The sequence below is a fragment of the Vagococcus sp. genome (assembly GCF_052102835.1).
Taxonomy (GTDB): domain Bacteria; phylum Bacillota; class Bacilli; order Lactobacillales; family Vagococcaceae; genus Vagococcus.
Map to the genome: position 1 here is coordinate 417,902 of NZ_JBQEIL010000001.1, position 19,645 is coordinate 437,546.

Here is a 19,645-nt window from a genome sequence, read left to right on the forward strand (position 1 = left end):
CAAAAAAAAGCTAAATACTCTCGTTTTATGAATTAAATAAAGAAAAATTTATTTTTTAAAACCACTCTGAATTAAATTTCAGAGTGGTTTCCTTTTTAACCTCTTTTTTTTGACTTAGCGGTTAAGATCAAGCTAACAATTAAAGCAATCAACCCAATTAGAACTAATAAAGAACCAATCGGTAACAAGAAAAAGAAAGGCTCTGATAATTGACCTGATGGAAGGACTTCACTTGGCGCAAGTTTTCCACCCATTAAACAAACCACACCAATTAATAAAATAATGATTGAAACGATAATTTTCTTCATATTTTTCCTCTTTTCTTTTTATAAAATATCTTCTTTTTCAAAAATGAGACTCGCGATGATTAACATTATCAATAAATGACATAAAATAAATAAAACCGACGTAATTAAATTAAATGACATTGGCGGATCACTCATTGCCAATTGTGAATCATAGTTTTTCAAAGCAACATGCTTCAATATAAAAAACCGATCTGCTTTTTTTAAAATTAATCCAGAAAGATTCACTAGTTGTGCTTGAAACAAAAAAAGTAGTAGTGTCACCAAGGCAGGTAAAAGCGTCGTTTTAAAAATTACCACTAGTAAACACGCTAAAACAACATAAAATAGAAGGGGAGAAAACTCATATGCTGCTAGTTTAAGTAAAGTTAACCAACCAATTTCTTTCGTGTCCCAACCAAATAAAATTCCACCAAAAAGGATTGAAACTCCTGCTGCTAGAACCTGATACAAAATAGACAAGGTCAAGACCGCAACAAGCTTAGCTATTAAAATCGCAACACGTTTTCTAGGTCGAATCAATAATTGTTTAATAGTTCCCTGTTGGAACTCGTTTGAGAAAGACTGAACCATCAACGTTATACTAAACATCGTTAGTAAAAAAAAGGTCACACCAAAATTAAATTGCGTATACGTGGCTGCATTTGGAAAACGTTGCCCTATTGGCTCCCATGAACGGATAATAAAAGCACTCGCTAATTGTAAAACTAGCAAAACAACTAAAAAGATCAGATTATATTTTCTAACCGTTATTTTTAACCACTCATTTTTTATCAAATTAAACATCAGAAGGTAAACCTCCTTTCGTCATTTCTAAAAATTCATCTTCCAGCGTCTTAATTTGAGGAGTTACCTCATAAACACGGACACCTTGGCTAATTAATAACATTAAAATATTAGGGATTTCCCCATACTCACTATCAATCTCAATGCATTGGTTATTCACTTTTTTAGCCTCAAGTAACGTTAAGGCAAAATCTGGATTATCGACAATCACTCGAATTTTATTTTCCGTTTGATGCGTTTCATGTAAATTAATTTCTTTAATAAAATCACCATTTTTAATAATTAAAATCCGATCACACATCAATTCGATTTCACTTAACAAATGACTAGAAACCAAAATCGTCACTTTTTCTTTCTCAGCTAAGTAACGGAAATAATCACGCATCTCACGTATCCCTGCTGGATCTAAACCATTCGTTGGCTCATCTAAAATCAAGAGATTTGGTTGATGAAGTAACGCCTGTGCTATACCTAAGCGTTGTTTCATTCCTAACGAATAATTTTTGACTGGTTTATCAATCGCTTCTACCAAGTCAACCAATTGAATCATCTCTTCAATTCGCTGATTATCAACTTTTGGGGTCGCCATATTAGCAAATAATTTTAAATTTTGACGTCCTGTCATGTATTCATAGAGTTCTGGGGTTTCAACAATCCCACCAATATGAGAAAGAGCTTTCTCTCTTTGTTTTGTAATATCATGACCACAAATTGAAATCTGCCCCCCATTCAATTTAATCAATCCTGTTATCAAGCGTATCGTGGTGGTTTTACCACTTCCATTTGGACCAAGAAAACCATAAACTTCACCTTCTTTTACTTGAAATGAAAGATTATTAATGATTGTTTTTCCTTTAATTTTTTTATGAACATTCTTTAAAACTAAAACATCTGCACTCATCCAATCGGCCCTCCTTTTATTAAATCTAGCATAATTCTTTTTTTATTAAAAAGCAATACTTTTTTATCGTTTTACGATATGTTTTTATTGAATTAAGAATTTCTTAATAAAAAAAACGTTATAAAAAATCAAAAAAAACGATTTTTTATAACGTTAAATTATGTTGCAAACTCTAAAATAATACCGCTCAAAGCTTCCGCAAAACCGACTGCTTTTTGATTGTAGTAATCCTTGAAGCGCTCATCTTCTTGGTACATGAGAGCCAAACCTTGATGATACTCTTTGCTATAAGTCATTCCAAAGTAAGTTAACCATTTTTTGTGCGTTTCAAAAATTTTGAAGCGTAATTCTTTGTTTTGTGTTTCAGACACTAAATAATCACGCATCAAATCGACGAGTTTATTTTCTGTTTTTTGCATGGATTTAAACGTTGATTGATCTAAATTAAGATAATGTTCATTCGATTGAATAATTTGTTGCTCATCATAACGTTCCCGAAGTTCGCGACCATACCTTGTTTCATTTTTAGTTACATCTTGCTTTTTTAATTTTTCAAACTTTTGCTCATCTGACATTTTATTTTCCTCCTCATACCTTTTTAAAGTGTGTTGAAGGATCGCTAATGTTTCGTTGACTTGCTCTCTCTTTTCTAACAAAAACACTTCTTGTTGGTGTAAAAGCGATTCGACTTCCTCTTTAGAAGTGTTTAAAATTTGTTTAATCGTTTCTAAGGAAAAATCTAGTGTACGAAACGTTAATATTTTCTGTAAACAATCAACTTCCGCTTCACCATAAATTCGATACCCTGAGGAATTAATTCGTGCCGGCTTTAATAAATTAATTTCATCATAATAACGTAAGGTTCTTGGACTTATCCCTGAAAGTTCAGCCATTTTTTTGATCGTATATTCCATTGACTCTCCTCCTCCACAAAATTAGTCTAAAGGATACCGTCACGAGAAGGTCAAGACCTTATTTCGTTTTTTTAAATTTTTTCATTTGACGATTAGAAAAGAATAGATAAATAATATAAGTCACAATGATAATCCCTAAAATAATCATTGATCCATTTTTACCCGATAATAAGTGTGCTGTCATTGGGAACCGTGAAATCAAACCGATGCCACCTAGTACGGTAATAAACAAAAAAATCGGATAAAATTCACGCATCTTCTCCTTCATCACAACAAAACTAATTCCACCGACCAAAGCTAGAATAAGAACAATATCAATGGGATAGGGAATAGGTAACATTAAAACTTTCGGCATCTTCATCCAAATGCCAATATAACCAGCTAAGACAATCGTCGCAATCACCCAAAGGAAAATAAAACCAACGATTTTATTTTTACGTAACGGATTAGTAGGTTTCAAATAAATAGAACGATGAACTAAGAAAAAGATAAATTGAACCACTAATATTGACAAAAGACCTGTTACCAAATAGCTTAAAATATTTAATTGGAGTAAGCCAGGTTTCGCTAAGTCACTCACCAATTGAAAAACCCAAAATGCACACATAATATATAAGCTAAATGTTAGCTTCTTTTTGGCATTTTCTTTAGGAAAGTTTTTGATTAACTCATTTCCAACTTGCTGAGGATTCTTACCGAAATAGTCTTCCGCTATTTCACCATTTTTTTGCGCCTCCAAAATATCAACTAGTATTTCATAGACCTGTTGATTCACAACTGCTTCATTGTAAAATATTCCTGCTGTTAAAAGATAACTTCTTAAATCATCGAAATAAGTTACATTTCCTTTTTTTAATTTTTTTTCTAATGTATTGGTCAATTCACGATAATTTTTTTCTTGTTTCTCATTTGTCATTGTCTTGATCCTCCACTTCAATCAATTGATTTACTTTAGCAACTAAAGAAAACCATTGTTCTTTAAATTTTTTCAAATGCTCTTTCCCCTCATTCGTTAAGTAGAAATACTTTCGGTCAGGTCCTTCCTGCGATGGTTTTAAACGGCTCTCAATCAATCCTTGCTTTTCTAACTTTTGTAAAAGAGGATAAATTGTTCCGCCAATCATATTAGGAAATCCATGGTTTCTCAAATACTGAACCAGTTCATACCCATAAATTTCTTGTTGACTAATGACTTGTAAAGCACAACCATCTAAAACCCCTTTTAATAATTGAGTTTCTTTCAAAAGCTCCCCTCTCTTCTTCACACTAGTATGTATTACATCTTACCATGCATTAAAACTAACATATCTTAACTAGTTTGTAAAGCATACTAGCAAACAAAAATAATAGCCTTGGATACTCTCATCATAAGAAATCCAAGACTATTTAAAGTCTAATTTATTATTTTTTAAAAATTGAAAAAAGCGTCTCTAAAAAGCCACCTTCTGTTACTTGAGATATGATTTCTGAAGCTTGCTCAGGTAAATTACCCACGGAGTCTAATAAACCGCTCGCATCAAATTGCGATAACATCTCTGTGGCTTGGGAGCCATAGTCACCTAGGTTTCCCATATTTTCTTCTAGAAAAGATTGTGCTTCGGTTAACGAATTATTTTCTAATAAATTTTGAAATTGAGAAAAAAGCTCTTCAGGTTTCAATTCAATCACTCCTTTTAATTTAGCTGAGTATAACATGAATGAAACACTAAAGTCGCTTTTTTTATCTTGACCTTATTTTTATCTTAATCTTTAGAATGACGTGCGCCCACTTGATAATCAGCTGCATTCTCAAACATATAACGCACAGTTTTTGGTTTTTCTCCTGTTAATTTTTCAAAATCTTGGGTAAATTCTGACATTTTGTCTTCACGGATGGCTTGAGCAAAAGTAACCATTCCATCAGAAGAATAAGGTGCTTTTGAATCTGCTGCAAACAGACCTTCTGTTGTTCTTGGGACACCAAGCGCGTCAAATTCTTGATAATTTTCTTCATCGGTCAATTCTTGATACGTGACTCTTGCACCAGTTACTTGATTACCAATTTCAATAAAATCAGTCATTGTCATTAATTCAGCACCATTAATATTCAAAATAGCTTGATGCTCATTTTCGGCAAGTAAGGCATGTGCCACAGCTTTTGCACAATCTTGACGAGAAATATAAGCCATCTTACCAGCCCCTTGACTATTCTTAAGCACACCGTCCCCTTCAGCGTACATAAAATAATTCGTAATCATTGCTTCAGCATACTGTGAATTTCTCAAAAAGATATAATCTAGACCACTCTTTTTAATATAATCTTCTGTAAAAGCATGATCGATTTTCTCAACACTCGGATTTGTTGGATCTGCTGCATTAACTAAAGAAGTATAAATAATTTTAGAAATTCCTGCTGCTTTTGCGGCATCAATGACATTCTTATGTGCTTTCTGTCTCTTTTCTCCCACAAAAGGCATTGAAATTAAAGCTAAAACATTTCCCCCTTCAAACTGTTCAGCTAAATCTATTGCTTGATTAAAATCAACTTGTTTGGTATCAATTCCTTGTTTTTTATATTTAGCTAAACTATCTGAATCATAACCACAAAAAACCAATGAGCCTTTATCTGCTAATTTAATTAATTGTTCGGCTGCATGACTCCCTAAATTTCCATCGACCCCTGTTAAAATTAATTTTGTCATCTTGAATCTCTCCCCTATCTCTTGATGACCTAATTATATGTGAATAAGTTCACTATCGCCAATAAGAATAGTTTATCTGCCATTGCTTTTCCTTATCTCACTTTTTACATAACGAAGGACTTTATTAATAGCAAATGCCTCTGGCGGACCAAGATAAGCTAAAACAATTTTATAGGTGTGAAGACTTTTTTTTAAGGGAATCAATCTTAAAGATTGATTTTCCACTCCTAGCGGATACGTCTCTGGGAAAAAACCAATCAAATCTTTTGTCTGAATTAAAAACATCTCAGTCTCCGCATCTTCTACTTGTTGAACGATATTAGGTATAAATCCTTCGTTTTCTGCCTTATCAATCATCATTTGATAAGATTTACCAATCACTCTTGGCGATAACATAACCAGCGGATATTGATAGATTTCCTTTATTTCAACATAATCTGAATGATATAACGGATGATTTTCTCCAACCATCACTGCATATTTGCCTTCAGCTAATTCAATCGTTTTTATTTCAGGATGGTCTGCAAATTCTGAATCAATACCAATCGCTAAATCCGTTAGTCCTTGCTTTAAGCTATCAGCTAATGTGTTAATCGCACGTTTCTCTAATTCAATTTCAATATGCTCCATCTCAGAAATATTCTGGATGACTCTAACCAAGCTATTCAGCTCAACAATTGAGTGATAGCTGATTTTCACACTCGTTTTCTCTTGTTTTAAAGCGGTCATTTGTTGTTCTAATTTCAGATATTGAACCATCACTTTTTTAGCTTCAAGATAGAAAATTTTACCAGCTTCTGTTAATTCTACAGGTTTTTTATTTCGATTGATTAACTTGACTTCATATTCTTTTTCTAATGATGCCACATGTTGACTCACAGTTGTTTGTGATACAAAATTTACTGCTGCTGCTTTTGTAAAACTTCCTTCTTCAACAATATCTATAAAATATTTTAATTTATCACTATTCATCGACAAGTCCCCATTATTTATTTACTATCATTAAGTTTAAAGTATTTCTAATAGAAAAGCCAATAGCAAAGGCGCATCCATGATGGATGCGCCTTTGCTATTGGTCCGCCGAATCTTTAAGAGTACAAAAACTATAGTCCCGTTATCTTGTTTTCTTAATTATATCACAAAGGAAGGAGGACTAAAACTTTTTTAAAAGTTTTCTCGTCTTTGTACCAAAAAGAGATTTAATAATAACATTATTGAATCTTTAAGAGTACAAAAACTCCTCCTTCCATTAACTAAAAAGAGTTCATTTAATCCAGTGTCTAATTCATACGTTAAACTCATATGTGCATCCTTGTCAAGCAAACAGTATTCATCCATAGAAGATACCCCCCTTTAATAACTACCGTCTATTAACTTTGTTTCTTCAAAAACACACTTTCTTTAATTCCGTTATTGAATCTTTCTTGAGTTTAAAATATGATTGTATTGGCCAACCTTCTTTATTCTAAAACAATTAAAGTGAATTGACTATCGATTATTAAGCAAGTCTTTTTATCACTTAAAATAAAAAAACCCATTCCTTAAAAGGAATGGGAAATACGGCATAAAGCCTTATTTTTGTAGGTTCTTAAAGATTCAATAACGGTGCGAAGCGTCCTTCACACGCTCATCTTAGCAAAACGTACGTTTATTGTCAATTAAATACTTAGGGTGTTTTCCTTCTCTACTAATATAATAAGGGTTTCCCAAGATATCTGTATTCACTTTAAATATCAGACAGTTTGCTTGATACAACCGTTTAATAAATTGACCACTTGCAGCTACTTTACCATAAACAGGTAACCTTTCATTTTTTGAAAAACGTGGCTTATTAATTGGCTTTAACTCAACATACCCTTTTTTATTAGGGCTATTTCGTGAGCCAAATAATAGCTCAACCTCTTCATCCTTCACTAAATCAATGATCTTAATTCGGTCATTACGATACAAAGAAAACATAAATTCAGCCTTTGCAGAGACTTGTTCTTCTATTTTAATTTTTTCATACTGCTCTAAGAAAAGACCATACTGATTTTTTTCATTGAAAGAAAGATCCGAATATTTTATCCCCATAATTTCATATTTTTCTGTCGTATGATTATAGTAAACGTCTGTTCGCCACTGTTTTAAAGATTGTAAAATAACTTTTCTACCTTTGGCTTCGTCAGGAGTAATATCAAGATGGGTCCCTAATTGTTTATCATAAAATTTCATTTGGCGAATGATAGGTCCATCCCCTTTTTTAGCGTATTTCTTTAAATAGCCATGTTCTTGGCGATAACGTTCAAAAGGGCTCATTGATAATTTTTTAACCCGCTCTCCTGATACCCCATTTTGATCTTTAGGTAAATACTCTTCTAACACTTTTTCCAATTTTTTAAATGTTTGGGGATCATGATGATACATCAAAAAACGGGCTTTATCTTTTTCATAAATCTTAGCAAACTTTTGATAACCCGAAAATGTATAAATATTTTTTATTTTTCCTAGAATATAATCTGTGACTTCTTTATCTTTATTTAGTTTTTGAAGTCGCGTCGCATATAACGTGGCATCACTAATTTTACGATTGACTTTTTTATTAACTTGATGGCTGAATTTCACCATTTTTCGATAAGAATGTTGACTCAATTGTTTTTTCTCAATCGGAAGCGTCAATTGTCGCACTTCTTCAATAAAATTTAAATAGGGCTCGTTAAACGTCGCCGCTTCAAATTCAGTTTGATGTAATCGTTTACTAGCCAAAATCGTAACATCACGACCTTGAACCCTTTTGGGTATAAATACAACATCCAGTTTATCCCAAATATCCAATGTCGGGATCACAGCTAAAACGGCTGCTTTCATCGCATAATAATGATACGTTTCATAATCCCGCTCAAGATCCCATTTTCGACGTAACAAGCTAGTAAACTTCCCCCTAACTATCGCCACTTGAGTTTCCAACTGATTGCCTTTAATAAACTGTTGAAATTCATTAAAAACGATTCGAGACACGTAACGCATGTCAATAAGATTTCGTAAAATAAAAGAACGAGCAACTTCTGGTTCCAACAGATTACTTGTTAATAATAAATAGTCTTTCTTTCTTTTATCTAAACGTTTCATTTGTTCTACTTGTTTTTTAAAATCTTCAAAAGAACGCCCTTTGCCTTCTATTATCATTTCATAAGGAGTCTGCTGATCTTTTAATTTAGCTACTTCTAGAGAACAAAGCACTTTATTATTTAAACTATCATCAAAGCAAAGCGACGTTGGAAGAATTGGATTTATTTCATATTGTTCCGGATTCTTCAACAGAAGCGTTGCGTCTATCTCTTCAGCTGAATATAAACATTCCCCCTGCTGTTGATACCATAATCTAATCTTCGTCAACAAATGTTTAGATCGATAAATTTTTCCCCATAACTGCTCCTCATCAATCTCTGCTTTTGATGCAAACTCAGAAAACGCACGTTCTTTTTCTAAATCAACTTTCTTTTTAAATTGTTGGCTCCGTTTCTTAATTTCCTCTTCACTATCATCTCGAGGCATTTCAAGAGTAATAAAATCGATTGTAGGATATTTTTTATAAAGTTCATTAAAAATTTTAGCCATTTGTCGTACTGCTTTATTGACCATTGGATTATAAATATTTTTTGACAAATATTCTAAATCTAGTTCCGTTTGATTTAAGTAACGATTTTCCTGTTCATCAAGTAAACCCAGCTTCTTTAAAAGATATTCTTCAGATTGATTACTTCTTATTAATTCCGGAATTAACAATTTCATCGTTTTCAAAGAATATCGATGCCACCTTTGTTGAATCCCTCGAGTAAACCAATCTTTGTTTTTAACTATTTTATCTAAATCGATTGCTTTTAAGACAGGATAAGCTTCTTGAAAGTTAGGGTTTTCTAAAAAACGGCGTATCTCACCATTTTCAGTATTTAAAGTTAAAATACGTCCCAACTCATCTAGTAAATCATTCGGCCAGTCACTAATGTCGATATTTTCTTTAAGTAGTTTTTTTTTGATATTCCGATAATTAGCTAAACTATTGATTTTTGGTTTACCTTCTCTTGTTAAACGATATCCCTTAATCTCTTCACTTTCCGTTTGAGCGACTTTGCTAATCAGCTGTAATATATTTACGGATTTCGTTGTTCCTTTCAATTCAGCTAGAATTATTTCTTTATGTTCTGCTGAAAGTTTGCCATCTTTTGTTGATGAAACCGTTAGCTTAGTTAAATCTTCTAAAACATCAAAAACTTGTGCTGTATATGAGTTAGTCGCTGCTCGATACTCTTCAGGAAAAATTTTATCCTTTCCAATTAAAGTTTCAAACAAATTATTTAAAACCGTTCCATCTGTTTTATAGATTCCGTAATTGGTTGAGGACTTTTTCGAACCCGGTCCTTTAAAGTAATCGCGTTTTCTTAAAATTAGTTCATTAACTTCTGTTATCATTTCTAAGGTAATTTCAGGATAAAAAAATTGTTGTTGTTTAAGAATCTGTTCTGCTTCTTTTTGATACGCTTCACTAGGAAAAACATTAAAATAAACATTATTTGTTTCGCTATCAAAAACTTCTCCCCGAACTTTTCCCAATGTATCCAATCGCTCGAGTTGAATCTCTCCAGGTGTTTTATTTTGCAATAAATATTGATTTTCTTTTAGACTCTCTTGATAAGACACTCCACCCGAAACTTCTTCTTCAACATCTTCTAAATCATAGCTAATTCCCCGTCGTTTAACTAAATGATAAAGAGCAATCGCCAGTTCTTCGCGTGTTAACTTTTCAGTTAATCCTTTGACTCGTAATTCATAAGGTGTGATTATTTCTTTTATGTGTTTTGTCGGATAAGGAAAATTAAATTGAGCTAAAACTTGCTTTAAATCTCGTAATCTCGTTTTACGACGACGAATCAGACGTCGAGCTTGGCGAGCTCTCCTACGTTCAGTATTTTCAAGTGGATCCGCACTTGAAAATACTCTAACACCTGTTTCTAGCACTTTTCCACTTTTCGCAGATAAAACAGTCCAACCGATTGAGGAAACGCCGATATCAAAACCAATATTCACTGTTTGCCTGTGTTTTTTCATCTACAAATCACTCACATCTCTTTTTTCTTAATTATAACAAATACAAAAAAACATAGATAGGTACTATTAATTCTCGCTTGTTTCGCTTTATTCTAAAAACCAAAGACTTGTTTAGTAAACTTAGTTAGCGTACTATTAAAGGTATTAAAGAGAATAGGAGTGACTAATATGAAACGACGTCGTTCAGCACCACCTAAAAAATTAAAGGGGTTACAAAAACTTGGTATTATTCTTTTTTTATTAATTGCCATTATCTACGCTACCGTTTTTTTAGGTCATCGTCTGTTTTTTAAACCGCCCTATTCAGCCAAACCGACCATTCCTATTATTGAAAACACTCAATTTAAACTAGGGGCTGCCGCCAAAAAGCAACCCCAAAACACGAAAGAATACCTCACTATTTTAGCAAAACAAGTCAAACTTTATAATCAAAATCTAGAACAGTTTTGGCCAGATAATCCACTTAAAAATTATGAGCTACTTGCCCAAGATATCAGTAATAAAAAAGCCTCTTTAATTTCAACCAAAGGACAAATTAAAAGCCTTTCTAAAAAAGAATTTAAATCGTATGACGTTTCTTCACTTCCTTTTGATGGACAATGGGCTTTTTTTGACTCAAAAGACCGAAAAGGGGCCTACGTAAGTATAATGCCTCAAAACATTGATAATTTTTATTACTTCCAAAAATATGAACACTTAGGAACTTATGACCAATTTCTTTCTTATAATCATGAACTTTTCCATAAAGTCACCCAAGAGAGATGGGCAGAAACTAGCTTCACAGATAATAATCGTGAAGAACGCTTAGAGGATAAAGCAACACGCCGACAAAAAATGTTACTTCAACAACAATTAAAACTAGCAATTAGTGAAGAAAATCATCGTGAAAAACATATTAAAAATGCTCTGGCAACATACCAAGATTACCGCGAATCGAGCCCAAAAGATTATAAAGAAGCGTTGCTATATGATCGTTTAGAAGGAACTGCTTACTATTATGAACTTCTTTCTTCACTTTTTGCTAGTTACCCAGAACAAGTGACCACTCATGAAGAAGCGTTAAACGCTCTAAAATTATTGATGGCAGATGATAATCCCGCCTATCGCATGACAGGATTAATTTCTGAAGGTTACTCAACTAATGCTTTTGCTGGCATTCTTTTAGATCTTTTAGCACTTGAAAAAGAACAAGATCCAAACCAATGGAAGATGATAATTGAAAAACAAGGCGATACCACCCCACTTCTATTACTTGAAAAAGAATTTAGCAATGAAAAACTACCGATTCCTAGCGAATTACCTAGTGAAAAAGACTATGAAGATTGGGTTGAAGAAAATAGAGCCCTCTCACCAAATGCAACTACTACTGAAAATATCTTTACTATGCTTTATCATTTTCTTTATTAAAGATAAGATGGCCAAAAAATCCCTCTGTCAAATGATTTAAAAATCATTTGACAGAGGGATTTTTAATTAACAAAATTAAAAGATAACACCACTTTTCCAAATGTACTATTATGCTAAAAAAGAATATTAAGACAAATGGTTACAATCTTATAATATTAATGATAATATTATGTGTATTAAGTTCGAGAGAGGGATTTCTATGAAAAAAAAACCTTTAATCTTTATTTTACTCCTATTTCTTTTTTTATTGATTCAATCTGAAAAGGTCACCGCTAACACAACAATCCTTAATGCTCCAAATTACGCGACTAAAGAAGAAGGAAATATTATATTTGCTGAAACAGGCAGATATTCATTAGGTTCTTTTGGTCATAATCAAGTCGAAGCCGGTGCATTAAGAAAAAGGTATAGCGGCAATAATAAAACGTATTACTATGATTATAATATGGCAGATAACGAAGGAACAAATACCACAAATGCAACAAGTGCTGTTTATACTCCAAACGGGGAAATAAAACAAGCTTTTTTCTACATCTTAGAAAACGAGAATAGAAATGATAATGTTAAAAACACTACTTTAACAGGTCCAAAAGGAGGAAAGTTGATCTTTTCCAGTAACAAGTATAGTGGTGGTGCCTATGATGTGACGACTTTTTTAAAAACAGAAGGACCAGGTCAATATTCTTTCGATAACTTTAATGCAGGAATAACTCGTAAAGATAATCATGATAAATATGCCGTCTGGAACATTACTTATGTTGAAGAAAAAGAGGACAATCCAATTCGTCGGACCGTATTAAGCTATTTTGGTATAATTAAATCGGTTACACAAAAAAAACCTTTAGAAGTTTCAATCGGTGGCGAAACAGGTTTTAAAGGTTCAAAGAAAAAGGGAAACATGCGAAATAGTATGGTCTTTGTCGCTGGTGGAACTGAGACTTCTGAAAAAAATGGTGGTAAATATAAGGAAGAATTTCAATTTAACTCCATTTTACTAGACCAATCAAGCAAAGTTACTAAATATGATAAAGGTTTTCGAGTATTTGATGCTTTAAACGAAACTTATACTCGTGATGGTAGCTTATTCCGTGATTATGAGTTAACTCCCTATCCAGAAATTATGGAATCTGATGTCATTATCGATAATAATTTAACTGAAGACCTTATTCCTTTGAATACTTATAAAGTCACCGCTAAAGCCCAACCCAATCAAAGCGGGACAGACACAAATATAAAAACAGGTATATTTGGCTTAGGCTTAGAAATGGAGCAACCTGATGTTTACTTTCGCACACGTTGGCAAGACTGGTCAGTAATGCCTAGAAAATTAGGACACTCTAACCAAACACTGACAGTCGATTCCACCGTCGCTATCCAAACAGACGAGTTAAAATTAAGTAATAAATACCTTTTAATACAACTAAAAAATAGTTTAGTAAACAGCGATATTTTAGAAATTATTCCTGATAGTATTAAAGTCAACAATCAAGCAGTAGAAGCCATCAAAACAAACAAAGGTTTGAAAATCCCTTTAAATACTAAGGAAAATTATATCACTGTTTTATATGATTTAAAATTAAAAAACACCGCTGAAGCAGCTTACGAACGACTCGCTAATTATCTAAAAAAACCGGAAGACAATCTGATGTTTTCTCTTATCTATGATTTAACTTATCCTGACGGAACCATTGCCAAAGCAATTGAACATGATAATCGAGAGTATTTAACCGTTATCCCAGAGGTTGGTAAAACAACGTTACAATTTTTAGATGAAACAAATCAAAAGAGTCTTAAAACGCCCGAAATAACTTATGGTCTTGTCGGTACTAACCACGCTACTCCTGATCCTATCAACATAGTGAACTATCGTTTTTCTAATAAAAAAGGTAACTTTGACGGTCTTTTTGAGATGCCTACAGCTACTAATTTAGAAAAAAAACTCATTTATTATTATAATGGTTTTGTTACAATGCACATCAAACAAATAAATAGCATTGACAAAACAGCGGTTTACCAAAATATTACCACTAGTGAAAAAACTAAAAATAATTACACAACAAAAATAGCAATTAATGATGATATTAAAACAAAATTAGCCACTATTTTTAAAGCCAAAGAGCTAACACTCGGTTTGACTGGCTACGATGATATGGCGATTGATAACTACACTGTGAACAATACCAAAATAACAAACGCACCTAACGCTGACTTTACTGTCGTCTATACTTATCAACCGCAAACTCGTTTGGAAGCCATACCAGATTTAGATTTTGGTCAAATTAAGGTAGCAAATACTAATAAGGAGACAAAAAAAGTAAAAAATGAGAACACTTCCTTAAAGGTTATCAATACTAACCCTAGTCGACACATCAAAATTGAACTTTCCTTGCCAAGTGGGATTATAAACACTACAACAAATACCCCATTTTTAGGACAATTATATTTAAATAATGAACATGGCAAAACACCGATTTCTAATATCAATCAATCACTTAAACAACTAGAAAAAGGAACGCCTTATATTGATTATGATTTAAACAATGACCAAAATTATTTTGTTTTATTACAAAAAACAGGAAATTTAGCCCATCAGTATCGAGGGACTTTAGTTTGGACGATTCTAGATGCTCTTTAATCGTTCATCGTAAAAAGAATGACTAAAAACGTCAACTCATGAACACAACTTTAAGTAAAAAAACAATTTTAAAATGCCGATTTAAGACTGAAAGAACTCTGTCTTAAATCGGCATTTTTTTAAACTTTATTAATTTAATCATAATCATAATAAGGTGTTTCGATATCTAACGTTTTCTCTTTTATTACTTTACTCGTTTTTTTATTCACTAATTTCATCGTATTGTCCCATTCTTGAATAAAATAAACATCTCCCAAATCACTAGCAATTAGTGCATTATCACTTAATTTTTGGCCATCTTTATTGTAAACACGACTCCCTTTTTTTATATCTTTTTGATCATTAGATACCATCAGAAAATCAACAGAGCGACGATCAACTGCTGGGTAAGCTTCTTCTCCGCCTTCAATTACCTTACCCGTCGAGTCCACGATGTCCATCAGGCCACTTCCCATTTGGCCCGTTGAAAATAGATTGGTCTTAGTCAATGGATAGATCGAGTGGTCAAAATTCTTAATGACTTTACCTGTGACATCCATTAAGCAATACTGTTCATTCTCATCTTGAGCCGCTAAGATGCCTTTTTCATTAGGTGATAATAACATTTTATACTTCGCTGGAATGATAATTTCACCTTTTCTTGACATCAAACCATAACCATCCTCACCCGCACTAAATGAAATATATTTACCATCAGCACTATAAGTTGGAATGGTTACAGAAAAGGGTTCGTGTTCTACTTCTAACTGACTGTTTAAAATCCCATATTTTCCATTGCCACTTTTAAAAATAAACTTATCAGGCTGATGATAATCTGGAGTGACGAGTTCACTGGCAATATTTTCCTTCACCATATTACCTTTTAAATCTAAAATATCTGATTTGGCATCTGAATCACCTTGGAAGACTGAAATGTAACGATCGCTGATGACTGATAAGCGCTCATAATCTGGTTGAATTAAAACTTCACCTTTTTCATTAACAACCCCCCAACGATCATACGCATTCATAAAGGCTCCAATTTCACGACCAAAGAATGGCATGTAAGTTACTTCTGCTAATTCGCTAACGACTTCACCTTTAGCATTAATTAAACCATTAAAGTCGCGCCCTTCATCATCATCAGGATTGTCTCCATAAATACTCAAAATGCCATTTTTAGAGATAATGTCTAAAGCATCCCCACCATTTGAATTGAATAAGCCAATTTTATATTTTCCCATTTCGGTGATAGTTTTTCCATTCTTATCAATTAAACTAGTTTCGCCGTCTTTATTTCCCACTACAGTAGTGCCAATTGGGGTTCGAGCTAACTGCCAATTACCAATGTTATCGGTTAAAATTTCAAAGTTACGATTCATCAACCCCATACCATCCCCCACTCGATACATAAAGGTTTCATTCATGGCTTCTCGTTTTTTCTCTTGAACTTTCTTTCTTTTTTTAGCAACAACTTCAGTATTATTTTTAGATAAATGAGCATAGGTTAGCCAGCCCCCTCCAATAAGAGCCGTGATACAAATACCGCCAATTATCCATTTCTTAATACTCGGTTTTACTGGTTCTGTTTTTTTAAAAACCGGCATCGTTGGATCCACTTTCTCAAAAGAGCTTGGCATTTCATTATTTTTTGGTTGCTTACCTAATTCTTTTCCTATTTTCCCCCCCACAATTCGTACAAAAAACAGCGGTTTTTTCTAACTCATTCCCACAATGTGGACAATATTTCATAAAGAACTCCCCTTTTTCACACTTTTATGCTTTTTATTATAAGCAATAATTCGTTAACACGCAATGCTCCCCATTTTTTTGAAAACAAAATTAGAACCTTTTATTTCTAGCTTACTCACGCTGATAAAGTTTTAATCCCTAAGAATCAGTGTCCTTTAGTATACCCCCAATGGTACAGATGCTAGAAACCCTAAAATAAAACACCGTTCTTAATAAGTTGTGGGAACTTATTAAGAACGGTGTTTCCTTTTATTTTTTTATCACCATTTCAATGGCTTTTTCTAATCTTTTTTGCTGTTCTAACTCATTTTCTACTGGATTGAGATAACAATCTTTCATATTTTCAGCGATGACTAATCCCATAATGCGATCGATACTCGAACGAACAGCACTTAATTGCGTGACAACAGCTAAACAGTCTTGGTCCTCTTCAATCATTCGCTGAATACCCCTTACCTGGCCCTCAGCACGTTTCAAACGGTTGATAAGCTGTTTGCTACATGTTGCTTTTTCTTTACTCAATTGGACCCCTCCATTGACTCATACCACCTTGAACATTAATCGCTTCAATTCCTATTTGTGATAACATCATGCCGGCCATTGCCGAACGTCCTCCTGAATGACAAATCAAATAATACGTTTCATGAGGATCAAATTCTGCCAAGCGTTGATTGAATTCACTTAATGGAATATTCGGGACACTCGGGATATGACCGGCTTTATATTCATCAACTTCACGAACATCAATCAAATGAAGGTTTTCATTTTCTATTTTTTTTGTTAATTCTGCTAGATTAATACTTTGACTCATGCTTAATTCCCCCCGGTTTGATGGTTTGATATAAAGCAAAACCACCATCTAGATTTTTAGCTTTAAAACCATGTTGCACTAACATTCTTTCTGCAATATAACTACGTTGACCACTATGACAGCTGATAACATACGTCTTCTCTTTTTCTAATTCATTCATTCGAGCTCTTAATTGATTCAATGGAAGATGGATCGCTTCTTTAAACTGACCACTTGTCACTTCATTATCTGTTCGAACATCCAAAAGAACCTTTCCTTCGCTTAATTCTTTTTCTAATTCATGCCACTGAACACCTTTGCTTAAACCTTCCATTAAATTAAGCCCTGCATAACCAGCCATATTAACCGGATCCTTAGCCGATCCAAAAGGAGGCGCATAAGTAAATTCTAATTCTGGTAAATCCTCAATCGTTAGCTTTCCTTTAATCGCTGTCGCAATGATATCAATTCGTTTGTCAATCCCTTTTTGACCGACACTTTGAGCCCCATAAATCTTACCAGTAACTGGATTGAAAATGACCTTCAAGATGACAGGTGTTGCCCCAGGATAGTAACCAGCATGACTCTTACCAAAAATATGAATCACTTCGACAGGTAAGTTTGACTGACGAACTAAGCGTTCACTTAACCCCGTTGATGCCGCGGTTAAATCAAAAACACGAACAATTGCCGTCCCAATACTGCCTTGATTTTTGCGCTTTTGCCCTGCAATAACATCTGCCACTTGACGCCCTTGACGATTCGCTGGAGAAGCCAAAGCAATCATAGCATCTTCATCTGTAATTTGCTGTTTTACGACAATTGCATCCCCAACAGCATAAATATTAGAAAGATTGGTTTCATAATTTTCATCGACCAAAATCCCCCCACGTAAACCTAATGCAATACCAGCTGTTTCAGCTAATCTATTTTCTGGGGTCACCCCAACAGATAAAATCGTTAAATCCGTTGTTAACGTTTGACCATCTTCTAAATGAATCGTTTTCCCTTGATTTGAAAAAGCTGCGGCTGATTGACCGACAATGACCCGAATTTCATTTTTTTCAAGTTCATTTTGAACATATTTTGCCATTTCTTCATCCAAAGGTGGTAAAACATGGGGTGCTTTTTCAATTAAAGTAACGTCAAGACCCCGTTTTTTTAAGTTTTCGGCCATTTCTAAACCAATAAAACCTGCTCCAATCACGGTTGCCTTTTTGACGTCATCCTTTTCCAAAATTTTCATAATTTTATCTAAGTCTGGAACATTACGTAAACTATAGGCTTGCTTTGCTTCTTCCAAACCTTTAATAGGTGGGACAAAAGGACGTGCTCCTGGCGAAAGAATTAGAGAATCATAACTTTCTGTAAACGTTTCTTCCCCATGCTTAATCGTTACCGTTTTAGCAGTAGCATCTATCGCTAAAGCCTCATGAAAAGGCCGTACATCTAAATTGAAGCGAGCTTTCAACGCTTCTGGTGTTTGCACCAAGAGAGAATCACGATCACTGATTTCTCCTGATACATAATAAGGAAGACCACAGTTAGCAAAAGAAACGTAAGGCCCTTTTTCTAACACGATAATTTCTGCTGTTTCATCTAAACGTCTTAATCTTGTCGCTGCTGACATTCCACCCGCAACGCCACCTATAATCATTATTTTTTTACTCATTTTTCTATTTCCCCCTTTTAATTGTTCCTGTCCATTGATTCATTCCACCACGAACATTAATCGCTTCTATCCCACGAGCTCGTAATGTTTTTACAGCTCGTTTGCTTCGCATGCCAGATTGGCAAATCACATAAACGGGAGCCTCTTTTTTAGCTTGATAATTAGCTAGCTGATTAGCTGATAAATGTTTTGCTTGAAAAAGATGTCCCGTTTGAAATTCCGATTGTGTCCGTACATCTAAAATAACTGGCTGACTTGCCATTTTTTGTTGTAATTCTTGTGTTGAGATACTGGGTACTGATTTAAAAAATCCTAACATAAGTCCATCTCCTTAAATAATTAAATACCTATAGGGGTATAATAAATGAAGTTGTTTTCCCTGTCAACTTATTCGATTTATAAGATGACAATCATGATATACTTAAACTAAAAAGGAAGGTTCACTATGAAAATAAATCAAAAACATCTTAAGTTTATTGGTCTTTTTTTAATTGTTTTATCTTGTCTCACCATTCTTGCTTTACCAATTCTTGCTTTCCCCAAAATCTTACCCTATCATGATGTTGATACTTTAGACTATTATTTAAAAACCATTCTTCGTTTTACGAGTTACCTAAGCGTGTCTCTCATTACTACGGCGATTGGTCTGAAATTAACTTTCCCTAAAAAATAAAAAGAGGCTGACCCAAAAGTCTCTTAAAATAAAACAAGCATTCAAAAATGACTAACGTCATTTCA

Annotated in this window: 19 protein-coding genes; 3 read left to right on the forward strand and 16 right to left on the reverse strand. The window is 33.6% G+C overall.

Annotation, left to right across the window (positions count from 1 at the left end; all coding sequences use genetic code 11):
• Nucleotides 1-95: 95 nt before the first annotated feature.
• The 10 genes from ACTJFD_RS01895 to cas9 form a co-directional block, all read right to left on the reverse strand.
• Nucleotides 96-308 carry a DUF3955 domain-containing protein gene (locus ACTJFD_RS01895; RefSeq protein WP_442259341.1) on the reverse strand — a complete coding sequence of 71 codons (213 nt, stop codon included), beginning with the start codon at nt 306-308 and terminating at the stop codon, nt 96-98.
• 18 nt (nt 309-326) lie between these two features.
• The gene (locus tag ACTJFD_RS01900; RefSeq protein ID WP_442259342.1) at nt 327-1,091 is read right to left on the reverse strand and encodes an ABC transporter permease; all 765 of its coding nucleotides are present in this window, start codon (nt 1,089-1,091) and stop codon (nt 327-329) included.
• Nucleotides 1,084-1,992 (reverse strand): ABC transporter ATP-binding protein, encoded by a 909-nt coding sequence (locus ACTJFD_RS01905; protein ID WP_442259343.1) that lies wholly within the window; start codon nt 1,990-1,992, stop codon nt 1,084-1,086. Before ACTJFD_RS01905 ends, ACTJFD_RS01900 begins: the two co-directional genes overlap by 8 nt.
• 158 nt (nt 1,993-2,150) lie before the next feature.
• Entirely contained in the window at nt 2,151-2,906 is a 756-nt protein-coding gene (locus ACTJFD_RS01910) for a MerR family transcriptional regulator (protein ID WP_442259344.1), read from the reverse strand.
• 58 nt (nt 2,907-2,964) lie between these two features.
• A complete protein-coding gene (locus tag ACTJFD_RS01915) occupies nt 2,965-3,822 on the reverse strand; it encodes a hypothetical protein (protein WP_442259345.1) in 858 nt (285 codons plus the stop codon).
• Nucleotides 3,812-4,150, reverse strand: a complete 339-nt coding sequence (locus ACTJFD_RS01920; RefSeq protein WP_442259346.1) for a PadR family transcriptional regulator — start codon at nt 4,148-4,150, stop codon at nt 3,812-3,814. The genes ACTJFD_RS01915 and ACTJFD_RS01920 overlap by 11 nt, the downstream gene beginning before the upstream one ends.
• 157 nt (nt 4,151-4,307) lie before the next feature.
• Nucleotides 4,308-4,565, reverse strand: a complete 258-nt coding sequence (locus ACTJFD_RS01925; protein WP_442259347.1) for a hypothetical protein — start codon at nt 4,563-4,565, stop codon at nt 4,308-4,310.
• An 83-nt stretch (nt 4,566-4,648) separates the two neighbouring features.
• On the reverse strand, nt 4,649-5,587 hold the full coding sequence (locus ACTJFD_RS01930) for an NAD(P)H-binding protein (protein ID WP_442259348.1): 939 nt from the start codon (nt 5,585-5,587) through the stop codon (nt 4,649-4,651).
• Between the two features lie 72 nt (nt 5,588-5,659).
• Nucleotides 5,660-6,559 carry a LysR family transcriptional regulator gene (locus tag ACTJFD_RS01935; RefSeq protein WP_442259349.1) on the reverse strand — a complete coding sequence of 300 codons (900 nt, stop codon included), beginning with the start codon at nt 6,557-6,559 and terminating at the stop codon, nt 5,660-5,662.
• Between the two features lie 660 nt (nt 6,560-7,219).
• Nucleotides 7,220-10,672, reverse strand: a complete 3,453-nt coding sequence (cas9, locus tag ACTJFD_RS01940; protein ID WP_442259350.1) for a type II CRISPR RNA-guided endonuclease Cas9 — start codon at nt 10,670-10,672, stop codon at nt 7,220-7,222.
• Nucleotides 10,673-10,840: 168 nt separating this feature from the next.
• Between cas9 and ACTJFD_RS01945 the strand changes: the two genes are divergently transcribed.
• A complete protein-coding gene (locus ACTJFD_RS01945) occupies nt 10,841-12,079 on the forward strand; it encodes a hypothetical protein (protein WP_442259351.1) in 1,239 nt (412 codons plus the stop codon).
• A 199-nt stretch (nt 12,080-12,278) separates the two neighbouring features.
• Complete coding sequence (locus ACTJFD_RS01950; protein WP_442259352.1) at nt 12,279-14,714, forward strand: hypothetical protein; 2,436 nt, start codon at nt 12,279-12,281, stop codon at nt 14,712-14,714.
• Between the two features lie 134 nt (nt 14,715-14,848).
• Here the strand turns inward: ACTJFD_RS01950 and ACTJFD_RS01955 are convergent, their stop codons facing one another.
• The 6 genes from ACTJFD_RS01955 to ACTJFD_RS01980 form a co-directional block, all read right to left on the reverse strand.
• Complete coding sequence (locus tag ACTJFD_RS01955; RefSeq protein WP_442259353.1) at nt 14,849-16,300, reverse strand: WG repeat-containing protein; 1,452 nt, start codon at nt 16,298-16,300, stop codon at nt 14,849-14,851.
• A 52-nt stretch (nt 16,301-16,352) separates the two neighbouring features.
• Nucleotides 16,353-16,445 (reverse strand): zinc-ribbon domain-containing protein, encoded by a 93-nt coding sequence (locus tag ACTJFD_RS01960; RefSeq protein ID WP_442259354.1) that lies wholly within the window; start codon nt 16,443-16,445, stop codon nt 16,353-16,355.
• 249 nt (nt 16,446-16,694) lie between these two features.
• Nucleotides 16,695-16,967, reverse strand: a complete 273-nt coding sequence (locus tag ACTJFD_RS01965) for a metal-sensitive transcriptional regulator (RefSeq protein WP_442259355.1) — start codon at nt 16,965-16,967, stop codon at nt 16,695-16,697.
• On the reverse strand, nt 16,960-17,256 hold the full coding sequence (locus ACTJFD_RS01970) for a rhodanese-like domain-containing protein (protein WP_442259356.1): 297 nt from the start codon (nt 17,254-17,256) through the stop codon (nt 16,960-16,962). Before ACTJFD_RS01970 ends, ACTJFD_RS01965 begins: the two co-directional genes overlap by 8 nt.
• Nucleotides 17,240-18,907, reverse strand: coding sequence for an FAD-dependent oxidoreductase (locus ACTJFD_RS01975; RefSeq protein WP_442259357.1), 1,668 nt, complete (start codon nt 18,905-18,907; stop codon nt 17,240-17,242). The genes ACTJFD_RS01970 and ACTJFD_RS01975 overlap by 17 nt, the downstream gene beginning before the upstream one ends.
• Before the next feature lie 4 nt (nt 18,908-18,911).
• Entirely contained in the window at nt 18,912-19,226 is a 315-nt protein-coding gene (locus tag ACTJFD_RS01980; protein ID WP_442259358.1) for a rhodanese-like domain-containing protein, read from the reverse strand.
• Between the two features lie 126 nt (nt 19,227-19,352).
• On the opposite strand from ACTJFD_RS01980, the gene ACTJFD_RS01985 reads away from it, so the two are divergent.
• Nucleotides 19,353-19,580 (forward strand): hypothetical protein, encoded by a 228-nt coding sequence (locus ACTJFD_RS01985; RefSeq protein WP_442259359.1) that lies wholly within the window; start codon nt 19,353-19,355, stop codon nt 19,578-19,580.
• Nucleotides 19,581-19,645: the final 65 nt, after the last annotated feature.

Coding starts and splice junctions, on each gene's coding strand:
- ACTJFD_RS01895 (WP_442259341.1), bottom strand. CDS start 308: ATGAAGAAAATTATCGTTTCAATCATTATTTTATTAATTGGTGTGGTT.
- ACTJFD_RS01900 (WP_442259342.1), bottom strand. CDS start 1,091: ATGTTTAATTTGATAAAAAATGAGTGGTTAAAAATAACGGTTAGAAAA.
- ACTJFD_RS01905 (WP_442259343.1), bottom strand. CDS start 1,992: ATGAGTGCAGATGTTTTAGTTTTAAAGAATGTTCATAAAAAAATTAAA.
- ACTJFD_RS01910 (WP_442259344.1), bottom strand. CDS start 2,906: ATGGAATATACGATCAAAAAAATGGCTGAACTTTCAGGGATAAGTCCA.
- ACTJFD_RS01915 (WP_442259345.1), bottom strand. CDS start 3,822: ATGACAAATGAGAAACAAGAAAAAAATTATCGTGAATTGACCAATACA.
- ACTJFD_RS01930 (WP_442259348.1), bottom strand. CDS start 5,587: ATGACAAAATTAATTTTAACAGGGGTCGATGGAAATTTAGGGAGTCAT.
- ACTJFD_RS01935 (WP_442259349.1), bottom strand. CDS start 6,559: ATGAATAGTGATAAATTAAAATATTTTATAGATATTGTTGAAGAAGGA.
- cas9 (WP_442259350.1), bottom strand. CDS start 10,672: ATGAAAAAACACAGGCAAACAGTGAATATTGGTTTTGATATCGGCGTT.
- ACTJFD_RS01945 (WP_442259351.1), top strand. CDS start 10,841: ATGAAACGACGTCGTTCAGCACCACCTAAAAAATTAAAGGGGTTACAA.
- ACTJFD_RS01950 (WP_442259352.1), top strand. CDS start 12,279: ATGAAAAAAAAACCTTTAATCTTTATTTTACTCCTATTTCTTTTTTTA.
- ACTJFD_RS01955 (WP_442259353.1), bottom strand. CDS start 16,300: ATGCCGGTTTTTAAAAAAACAGAACCAGTAAAACCGAGTATTAAGAAA.
- ACTJFD_RS01960 (WP_442259354.1), bottom strand. CDS start 16,445: ATGAAATATTGTCCACATTGTGGGAATGAGTTAGAAAAAACCGCTGTT.
- ACTJFD_RS01970 (WP_442259356.1), bottom strand. CDS start 17,256: ATGAGTCAAAGTATTAATCTAGCAGAATTAACAAAAAAAATAGAAAAT.
- ACTJFD_RS01975 (WP_442259357.1), bottom strand. CDS start 18,907: ATGAGTAAAAAAATAATGATTATAGGTGGCGTTGCGGGTGGAATGTCA.
- ACTJFD_RS01980 (WP_442259358.1), bottom strand. CDS start 19,226: ATGTTAGGATTTTTTAAATCAGTACCCAGTATCTCAACACAAGAATTA.
- ACTJFD_RS01985 (WP_442259359.1), top strand. CDS start 19,353: ATGAAAATAAATCAAAAACATCTTAAGTTTATTGGTCTTTTTTTAATT.